This window comes from Roseiarcus sp. (genome assembly GCF_049514155.1).
Classification (GTDB): Bacteria; Pseudomonadota; Alphaproteobacteria; order Rhizobiales; family Beijerinckiaceae; genus Roseiarcus.
In genome coordinates this window covers 1-8,915 of record NZ_JBEKVH010000164.1, presented here as the reverse complement: position 1 = coordinate 8,915, position 8,915 = coordinate 1, and the positions used below count along the sequence as shown (strand labels likewise).

General features: G+C 68.3%; 9 protein-coding genes. 6 read left to right on the top strand and 3 right to left on the bottom strand.

From position 1 onward, the window contains the following. Positions 1-188 precede the first annotated feature (188 nt). Complete coding sequence (locus ABSF49_RS18240) at positions 189-992, top strand: alpha/beta fold hydrolase (RefSeq protein WP_424114066.1); 804 nt, start codon at positions 189-191, stop codon at positions 990-992. On the opposite strand, the gene ABSF49_RS18235 is transcribed toward ABSF49_RS18240, so the two are convergent. Further along, complete coding sequence (locus tag ABSF49_RS18235; protein WP_424114065.1) at positions 975-1,181, bottom strand: FCD domain-containing protein; 207 nt, start codon at positions 1,179-1,181, stop codon at positions 975-977. The two genes, ABSF49_RS18240 and ABSF49_RS18235, sit on opposite strands and share 18 nt — an antisense overlap. 8 nt (positions 1,182-1,189) lie before the next feature. Beyond that, entirely contained in the window at positions 1,190-1,627 is a 438-nt protein-coding gene (locus tag ABSF49_RS18230; RefSeq protein WP_424114064.1) for a GntR family transcriptional regulator, read from the bottom strand. Positions 1,628-1,835: 208 nt separating this feature from the next. On the opposite strand from ABSF49_RS18230, the gene ABSF49_RS18225 reads away from it, so the two are divergent. Genes ABSF49_RS18225 through ABSF49_RS18210 form a run of 4 tightly spaced genes read left to right on the top strand, consistent with a single transcriptional unit; the run spans position 1,836 to position 5,268 of the window. Next, on the top strand, positions 1,836-2,636 hold the full coding sequence (locus ABSF49_RS18225) for a citryl-CoA lyase (protein ID WP_424114063.1): 801 nt from the start codon (positions 1,836-1,838) through the stop codon (positions 2,634-2,636). Continuing rightward, on the top strand, positions 2,633-3,937 hold the full coding sequence (locus ABSF49_RS18220; RefSeq protein ID WP_424114062.1) for a phenylacetate--CoA ligase family protein: 1,305 nt from the start codon (positions 2,633-2,635) through the stop codon (positions 3,935-3,937). The genes ABSF49_RS18225 and ABSF49_RS18220 overlap by 4 nt, the downstream gene beginning before the upstream one ends. Positions 3,938-3,948: 11 nt before the next feature. Beyond that, entirely contained in the window at positions 3,949-4,536 is a 588-nt protein-coding gene (locus tag ABSF49_RS18215; protein ID WP_424114061.1) for a VOC family protein, read from the top strand. Between the two features lie 36 nt (positions 4,537-4,572). Continuing rightward, a complete protein-coding gene (locus tag ABSF49_RS18210; protein WP_424114060.1) occupies positions 4,573-5,268 on the top strand; it encodes a glutathione S-transferase family protein in 696 nt (231 codons plus the stop codon). Between the two features lie 49 nt (positions 5,269-5,317). Here the strand turns inward: ABSF49_RS18210 and ABSF49_RS18205 are convergent, their stop codons facing one another. Next, positions 5,318-7,153: an ABC transporter ATP-binding protein gene (locus ABSF49_RS18205; protein ID WP_424114059.1), complete on the bottom strand. Its 1,836-nt coding sequence runs from the start codon at positions 7,151-7,153 to the stop codon at positions 5,318-5,320. 665 nt (positions 7,154-7,818) lie between these two features. On the opposite strand from ABSF49_RS18205, the gene ABSF49_RS18200 reads away from it, so the two are divergent. Continuing rightward, positions 7,819-8,915, top strand: a 1,097-nt coding sequence (locus ABSF49_RS18200; protein ID WP_424114058.1) for a HAMP domain-containing protein, incomplete at its 3' end; no start/stop codon positions are given.

Genomic DNA, 8,915 nt, shown 5'->3' with positions numbered 1-8,915 from the left:
GCGGATAGCGGCGGTTTCTTCGCGAGCGTCAATTGACATCGATGCCTCCAGAGTGAGTGGGTTCACAGCCTCAGTCTGGCGACAGAATCGGCCGCTATCCACCTCCCATGGAATCTTCGCTTTGCTCGCAACGACGGTTCGGACGATTCGACTTGAGCCTGCCGCGGCCTAGCGCGCACGGAGGCCCCATGACGCCATCAAATCTGACCCGTCGCGCCGCGCTCGCCGGCGGAGCGATGGCGGCGGTCGCGGGCGTCGCTCGCCCTGCCCGCGCGCAGAACGCGCCGAAGACCTTCGTTCTCGTTCCCGGCGCGGCGTGCGGCGGCTGGATATGGCGGCACGTCGCCGACCGGCTGGAGCGTGAGAACTGCAAGGTCTTCACGCCGACGCTGACCGGGCTCGGCGAGCGCTCGCATCTGCTGTCGAAGGACGTCGGCCTCGACACGCACATCGCCGACATCGTCAATGTCGTGCGCTGGGAAAGCCTCGATGGCGTCTGCCTCGTCGCCCATTCCTACGCCGGTTGGCCGTGCGGCGCAGCGCTCGATCGGTTCGGCGACAAAGTCGCGTCGGTCGTTTGGCTCGACGCGTTCAAGCCGGAGGACGGGCGCAGGCTGATCGACCTCGCGGCCGAGCCGATGCGCAAGATCATCGAAGGCGCGGCGGCGAAAGGCGAACTCGGCATGCCGACGCCGGCGACTCTTTCGCCGAGCTTCGTCAATCGGGGCGACGAGGCCTTCGTCCGCGCCAAGCTGACGCCGCATCCGATCGCGACCTATGCGCAGCCGCTCCGCACCGCCGGCGCGCTCGAGAAGGTCGCCAAGAAGACCTACGCCCGCCTGCCGAGCTTCGCCAACCCGGCTTTCGACAAGGCCTACGCCGCATGCAAGGCCGACCCGTCGTGGTCCACGGCCGAACTCGCCGACTGCGGCCATCTGGCTATGCTCGACGCGCCGGAGCGCGTGACGGAATTGCTACTGCGCGCCGCGTGAAAGCGGCGGCGGTTCGACGTCGGCTTCGCGGCTGGCGACCGCCAGCGTGGCGGCGCGTTCGAGGTGGGCGCGCATCGCTGCGGCCGCCGCGACGCCATCGCCGTCGACGATCGCCTTGGCGATCGCGCGGTGCTCGCGGACCGAAGCGTGCATCACCTCGACCGTCAACGCTTCGCCGACCTGGGCCATGATCAACGTCAGGCGCAGGCGCGCCGACAGCTCGTGCGCGACGCGTCGGCGAAGATCATCGCGATCTCCTCGACGAAACGCGCGCGCGCCGCCTTGTCCGGCGAAAGCGCAGCGAGCCGCGCGGCGAGCGCCTCCATCTCGACCCGGATCTGGAACAATTCGCCGATGTCGCGCGGCGACAGCCGCCGAACAATCGCGCCGCGATGCGGCGCATGCTCGATCAGTCCTTCGGCGGCGAGTCGGCGCAAGGCTTCGCGCACCGGCCCGCGGCTCACCGAGAAGCGCTTGGTCAGCGCGCTCTCGATCAGCCGTTCGCCGGGCCGCAATCGATGCGCGAGGATGTCGCAGCGAAGGCCGTCGACGACATGAGCGACCGTCGCGCCGTGCGCCGGCGCGTCCGCCCCGTCGTCGCGCCGCGCCGGTCGTCTCGGCGACGCGTTGTCCATGTCCTCCCCATGCGCTTGAAGAGCGCGCAAACCGTCACCATGCCGCCAAACGGCGCCGCCGAAAAGAGCGCGGCGCGCGCGCCGACTTGACGCGCGCCGTCTTCTTGATATTGTCCTACAATCTTAACGCGAAACCAGGCGGGGTCAAATTCGCCGGCTTGCGCGGGCGCAGCGGGTCAAACCCTGCGCCAGACGGGAGAGGACGTCCATGCTGATCGGCAAGCGCGGCGCGGCGACGACGTCGATTTCGACGGCCGCGGCGGACCAGATCATGGTGCGCGGCCGCGACCTTTGCGCCGAGTTGATGGGCGCGACGAACTTCACCGAATTCTTCTTCCTGCTGGCGACGGGCCGCACGCCGACCGCCGACCAGAGCTTCTTCCTCGACCTCGCGCTGGTCGCGCTCGCCGAGCACGGCCTGACGCCGAGCGTGCAGGCGGCGCGCATGACCTACGCCGCCGACCCGGCGGCGCTGCAGGGCGCGGTCGCCGCTGGCGTGCTCGGCTGCGGCACGGTCATCCTCGGCGCGGCGCGCGAAGCCGGCGCCCTGCTCGAGCACGTGCTGAAGCGGATCGACGCCGGCGCGACGCCCGACGAGGCGGCGGACGCGACGGCGCGCGAGCATCGCGCGGCGAAGAAGCCGCTCGCCGGCTTCGGCCATCCGCTGCACAAGCCGGTCGATCCGCGCGCCGAGCGGATGATTGCGCTGGCGCGCGAGCGAAGGATCGCCGGACGCGGCGTCGACGCGGCGACAAGGCTCGCCGCCGCCGCGGCGCGCGTGTGGGAGAAACCGCTGCCGATGAACGTCTCGATGGCGATCGCCGCGACGCTGCGCGACGCCGACGTCCCCGCCGCGATCATCCGCGGCGTGCCGATCCTCGCCCGAACGGCCGGCCTGATCGCCCATCTCGCCGAAGAGGCGGAGACGCCGATCGGCTTCTATATGGCCTCGCAAGCCGAGGAGGCGATTGCCTACGCCGGTCCGGAAGCGGGAGCGCCGAAAGCATGAGCCTGACCGAACCCGAGATCGAGGCCGCGCCCTGGGAAGGCCAGCAGGCGGCCGACGACGCGCCCTTCCGCCGGCAGATCGCGTATCTCTTCGAGCGCTCGCGCTTCTATCGCGACAAGCTCGGCCGCTCCGGCTTCACGTCGGCCGAATCGGTCGGCGGCCTCGCCGACATCGCCCGGCTGCCGCTGACCGAAAAGGACGAGCTGCGGGCCTCGCGCAGCGCCGACGAGCCGATCGGGACCCATTGCACGGCGGCGCGCGACGACATCGTGCGCATCTATTCGACCAGCGGCACGACCGGAACGCCGAGTTACATCCCGCTCACCGCCGGCGACGTCGACGTCTGGGTGCGCACTTCGGCGCGCAGTTACGGCGCCTCAGGGATCAAGCGCGGCGACCGCATCGTCTCGACTTACAACGCCGGTCCGTTCGTCGCCGGCGCGGCGCTCGACGCCTTCGCCCGGCTCGACCTCTGCCATATCCCGCTCGGCGCCGGCAACACCGACCGCCTGATCATGGCGGTCGAGAAGCTGAAGCCGAACGTGGTCGCGCTGACGCCCTCCTACGCGCTGCATCTGGCCGAATGGGCTGAGGCGCGCGGCGTCGATCTCGCCAACAGCAGCGTCGCGCGGCTGATGGTCGCCGGCGAACCCGGCGGCGGCGAGCCGGCGATGCGCGCCAAGCTCGAGGCGGCATGGGGCGCTTCGGTCACCGAGGCGATGGGCATCGGCGACATATCGCCTTCGCTGTGGGGCGAGTGCGAGGCCAAGGCCGGCATGCATTTCTCCGGCCGCGGCTTCGTCCATTTCGAGCTGATCGATCCGGAGAGCGGCGCGCCGATCCCGCTGACCGACGGCGCCGAAGGCGAGCTCGTCCTCACCCACCTCGTCAACCGCTCGGCGCCGTTGCTGCGCTTCCGCACCCGCGACCACGTGCGGCTCGGCTTTGGCCGCTGCGTCTGCGGCCGCACGGCGCCGCGCGTGCGCTGCGTCGGCCGCACCGACGACATGCTGATCGTGCGCGGCGTCAACCTGTTCCCGACCGCATTGCGCGAGATCGTCAATGAATTCGCTCCGGCGACGACCGGCGTGGTGATGATCAAGCCCAGGAGCGCCGGCGTGCGCCAGGATCCGCCGCTGCCGGTCAAGGTCGAGGCGGTCGATCCGTCGCAATCCGAACTCGCCGAGCGCATCCGCGCCCGCGTGCGCGAAGCGCTGCTGGTGACCACCGAAATCGAACTCGTCGCCGCCGGCGGATTGCCGCGCAGCGAGTACAAGTCCAAGCTCGTCGACCATCCGTAGGAGAAACGTCAGTGCAGAAGCTGCAGACCCAAGGCCTCCACCACATCACGCTGGTCGGCGCCGATCGTCAGACCTCGATCGATTTCTGGGAGGGCCTGCTCGGCATGCCGTTCGTGTTCGAGCAGCCCAACCTCGACAACGCAATGGAGAGCCACATCTACTTCGATCCCGGCGACGGGCGGCTGATCACGATCTTCACCCGCGAGGACCGCAAGCCCGATCCGCGCCGCACGCCGACCGACCCCGGCTGCGTCCACCACATCGCCTTCAACGTCTCGCGCGCCGTGTTCATGCAGGCGATCGAGCGGCTCGACGCGCGCGGGATCAAGCACACAGGATTGCGCGACCGCAAGATCTTCGACGCGATCTATTTCGAGGATCCGCTCGGGCTGCTGATCGAGCTGTCGTGCTACAAGTTCGAGCCGCCGTTCGGCCACAGCCATTCCGACGTGCTGATCGAAGCGCACAAGCTGCGGGTCGCGGCGGGCGCCCGCGCGATCGGCGAAGTCCATCTCGCCGACGCGATCGAGCTTCTGGTCGCCCGCTCGCGGCCGAGCCTGTCCGAGGACCGCACCGCCAAAGACCCCTATCGCCTCTGACTTAAACCACCACAACGCTTCAACCGGAGGAAACGAATGTCCGCCATCAAGCTGCATATGCTCAAGCCGAGCGTCAACAACATGACCGTGCGCGTCTTCCTGCGCGCCGGGAAGCTCGACTTCACCGAAGACGATGCGTGGGGCAAGACGCGCAGCGACGACTTCCTCGCCCGCAATCCCGCCCATCTGACGCCGATGATCGAATCGGCCGAGCTGCCCAAAGGCGTGGTGTGGGAGAGCTGCGCGATCATGCAGTATCTCGCCAACAAGCACGGCCTCGAGGACTTCTATCCCAAGTCGCCGGAAGCGCGGGCGATGGTCGACAGCGCGATGTTCTATATCATCGGCACGCTCTACCCTTATGTTGCGCGCGCGACCTACCCGATGCTCGGCTTCCCGCAATATGCGGGCGAAGTCGGCGCGAGCGACGCCGACCCGGCGACCAAAGGCGCGGCGCAGAAGGCGGCGACAGCCGCGCTCGCCGAGCCGCTCGAAGTGTTCCACAAGTTCTATATGAGCGGGAAGCCGTTCATCGGCGGCGCCGGGCCGTCGATCGCCGACATCCGCCTCGCCGCCACGCTCGAATTCCTCGCCGTCATCGACTACCCGCTGCCGGCCTGGGCCAAGGCGTTCATGAGCGCGATCGAGGCGAGGCTCGGCGCCGCCTATTCCGAGCCCGCCGCCGACGTGCGCGGCTACGTCGCCCACATGAAGTCGCAGACGAAGAACTGACTCGCCCTCGAACCCCTCTCCCGCAAGCGGGAGAGGGGACGCGCTATCGCTACGCCGCGTCGTCGCGCAGGAAACCGCCGGACTGCCGCCGCCATAGGCTGGCATAGAGTCCGTCACGCTCGAGCAATTCGCGGTGCGTTCCCGTCTCGACGATCTCGCCGCGATCGAGCACGATCAGGCGATCCATCGCGGCGATGGTCGAGAGACGATGGGCGATGGCGATCACCGTCTTGCCTTCCATCAGCGAATAGAGGCTCTCCTGGATCGCCGCCTCGACTTCCGAGTCGAGCGCCGAAGTCGCCTCGTCGAGCACCAGGATCGGTGCGTTCTTCAGCAGCACGCGGGCGATGGCGACGCGCTGGCGCTGGCCGCCGGAGAGCTTGACGCCACGCTCGCCGACCAGCGTCTCGTAGCCCCGCCGCCCCTCGCCGTCCGCGAGACCGATGATGAACGCGTGCGCGTGGGCGCGCTCGGCGGCGGCGATCATCGCCTCGCGCGGCGCGTCGGGGCGCCCGTAGAGGATATTGTCGGCGATCGAGCGATGCAGCAGCGACGTGTCCTGCGTCACCATGCCGACCTGCCGCCGCAAGCTGTCCTGCGTCACGCGCGCGACGTCTTGTCCGTCGATCAGCACCCGTCCGCTCTCCACGTCGTAGAAGCGCAACAGCAGATTGACGAGCGTCGATTTGCCGGCGCCCGAGCGTCCGACCAGCCCGACCTTTTCGCCTGGCGCGATGACGAACGACAGATCGTCGATCACGCCGCCCTCTTTGCCGTAGTGGAAGCGCACTTTCTCGAATCGGATCTCGCCTTCGTCCACCCTGAGCTCGGCCGCGTCCGCGGCGTCGACCAGCGTCTGCGGCCGCGCGATCGTGCGCATGCCTTCCTGCACCTGCCCGACATTGTCGAAGATGCCGATCGAGGTCCACATCACCCAGCCCGACATGGTGGTGATGCGGATGGCGAGTCCCGCGGCGACAGCGATCTGCCCGAGCGACGTCAGGTTCTGCGTCCAAAGCCAGATTGCGACCGCGCCGGTGGCGACGACGAGCGCGCCGTTGCTCGAAGAGACGCAGAGGTTCATCAGCGTGATGAGTCGCGTCTGGCGCTGAAAGTCGTCGGTGTGCGCTTTCAACGCCTCGCGCGCGTGTTCGTCCTCACGCTCGAGATCGGCGAAGAGCTTCACCGCCTGGATGTTGGTGTAGCTGTCGACGATGCGCCCGGTGAGCACGGCGCGCCGATGCGCCAGAATCTCGGAACGTCTGCGGATGCGCGGCACGAAGATGGCCAGCGTCGCAACATAGACGACGATCCAGCCGGCGAGCGGCAGGGTCAGTCGCCAGTCGGCTTCAGCGAGGATCGCCAGCGCGCTCGCCGAGAAGATCGTCACGAACCACAGCGCGTCGATCACCTGCACCGTCGAATCGCGCAGCGAGGCCGCCGACTGGACGATGTTCGAGGCGATGCGGCCGGCGAAGTCGTTGGCGAAATAAGTCAGCGACTGCCGCAGCACATAGCGATGCGTCTGCCAGCGGATGAGATTGGTCATGCCGGGCGCGATCGTCTGCTGCACGAGCAGATCGTGGGCGAGTTGCGCGAGCGGCCTCAGCACAAGGATGACGAGCCCCATGAAGAGAAACAGGCGCCCGTCGTGCTCGAGCAGGCGTTCCGGGGTCGTCTGGCGCAGAAGGTCGACGATCTCGCCGACGAAGCGCAGGATCGAAACCTCGATCAGCGAGGTGAACAGCCCGCTCACCATCAGCGCGGCGAGAAAGGGCCACGCCTGCCGGCAATAGCGCCAGTAATAGCCGAACAGCGACGCAGGCGGCTGCGTCTCGTCATGCGCGCGAAAGACGTCGATCAGCGATTCGAATTTGCGAAACATGATCTTGCGAGCCCGGACGGCCGCGCCGGACGCGGCGCGGCGTTGCGGTTGAAGAAACGAGCGCCGGCGACGCGGCCGACACGGGGTCTTTGGATTTTGTGGAACGCCGATGGGCTGACGCCCGGCGAAACGCGAAGCTAGCGGCGAGGCTTCAACACGCTAAGCGCTGACGATCGCGCCAAGACTGAAGCCGGGAAGCGGTCCGGCCAAAGCCGGAATCGCGAGCGCACGCCAAATTTTCATCATGCGCGCCTCCTTTCCGCTTTGGGGCCAATCGGGCGCCCGCGGCGAAAGCGCACGGGCGAACCATGAATAACGCATTCCGGGCAGGCGGCAAAACCCACAGAGGCGTGAACGCGGGATTTCCGCGCCACTGTGGCGTCGGGGCGACACCGAGGGCGCGACGCGCCCGCCGGCCGCGGCGGCGCTGACCTGTCCTCGGCGCCTCCCGCAAGCGAGAGCGGGGGCGAGGCCCGCAATTAACCGACGATTCACCATATTAATTGACGCTTTACCTGATTGGACCAAGCTGCGCCGTAGACGATGCGTCGTAGCGCGGCGACCGCGCTCGCGGCATGACGCCCCACGCTCGTCCCGACCGGGCCCCGAAACGCCGCCTCCCGCGGCGCCGGGATTAGAGACCCGGCGAATGAGGAGGCGCGGCGGTGAAGATCGACAACCTCAGCCTGCAGACCAAGGCGCTGATCCCGCTGGCGGTCATGTGTCTGGCCGTCGCCGGCATCGTCGGCTTCGGCGCCTGGCGGCTCGACGACCTGTCGCGCAGCGCCGGCGAGATCATCGCCCATCGCGACAAGGCGGCGATTTTCGCCGCGCGCGCGACCGGCACGACGATGATGGCGCCCTACGCCGCCTTCGGCGCCCTGGTCTACGACGGCAGTTCGCCGGAAGGCCGCACCGCGCAGGCGGATTTCGCCAATCAACTCGACAAGTTCAACTCGCTGATGGACTCCGCGAGCCAGTACCTGCCCCAGTACGGTTCGACCTTCGCCGGCTTCAAGGCGAAAGCGGTGGAAATCGGCGAGAAGGGCAAGAAGATCGTCGCGATCGGCGAAGACTCGCCCGGCCTTGCGGTCGGCAAGGATCTGAAGCCCGACGATCTCGACAAGCTTGCCGAAGGCGCACGCGCCGTCGCCGAGGTCGACGCCGACGCGCGCAAGCTGTCCAACGGCCTGCTCGCCGTCAGCGACGCGATGATCAACGAAAACGCGCGTTCGGCCGCCGACATGAGCCGCCAGTCGCAGTTCGCGCTGATCGCGCTGGTTGTCGCCGGCCTCGTTTCGGCGCTGGTCGCCGGCGCGATGACCGCCTGGATTTCGACGATGAAGACGGCGCGGCCGCTCGCCGAGCTGTCGCGCCGGATGAACGCGCTCGCCGCCGGCGAACTCGAGGTCGAGATCGGCGGGCTCGAGCGCAAGGACGAGATCGGCGACATGGCGCGCGCCGTCCAGGTGCTGAAAGAGCACGCCGCCGAACGCGTGCGGCTGGAGGCGTCAGCCGCCGTCAGCCGACACAATTCCGAGGAAGAGCGCGAACGCGCCGCCGCGGAGCGGGCCAAGGCCGCGGGAGAGCAGGCCGAAGTGGTGCGCCGACTCAGCGTCGGACTGAAAGCGCTGGCGGACGGCGATCTGATGGTGCGGCTGCGCGACGGCTTTTCGCCGACCTACGCGCAGATCCGCGACGATTTCAACGCGGCGATCGGCAAGCTCAGCGCGGCGATCGAGGTGGTCATGGCGAGCGCCGG

What these genes read in the sequence shown, in the direction of transcription:
- ABSF49_RS18220 (WP_424114062.1), top strand. Translation starts at nt 2,633, where the DNA reads ATGAGCCTGACCGAACCCGAGATCGAGGCCGCGCCCTGGGAAGGCCAG.
- ABSF49_RS18210 (WP_424114060.1), top strand. Translation starts at nt 4,573, where the DNA reads ATGTCCGCCATCAAGCTGCATATGCTCAAGCCGAGCGTCAACAACATG.
- ABSF49_RS18230 (WP_424114064.1), bottom strand. Translation starts at nt 1,627, where the DNA reads ATGGACAACGCGTCGCCGAGACGACCGGCGCGGCGCGACGACGGGGCG.
- ABSF49_RS18240 (WP_424114066.1), top strand. Translation starts at nt 189, where the DNA reads ATGACGCCATCAAATCTGACCCGTCGCGCCGCGCTCGCCGGCGGAGCG.
- ABSF49_RS18235 (WP_424114065.1), bottom strand. Translation starts at nt 1,181, where the DNA reads ATGGCCCAGGTCGGCGAAGCGTTGACGGTCGAGGTGATGCACGCTTCG.
- ABSF49_RS18225 (WP_424114063.1), top strand. Translation starts at nt 1,836, where the DNA reads ATGCTGATCGGCAAGCGCGGCGCGGCGACGACGTCGATTTCGACGGCC.
- ABSF49_RS18205 (WP_424114059.1), bottom strand. Translation starts at nt 7,153, where the DNA reads ATGTTTCGCAAATTCGAATCGCTGATCGACGTCTTTCGCGCGCATGAC.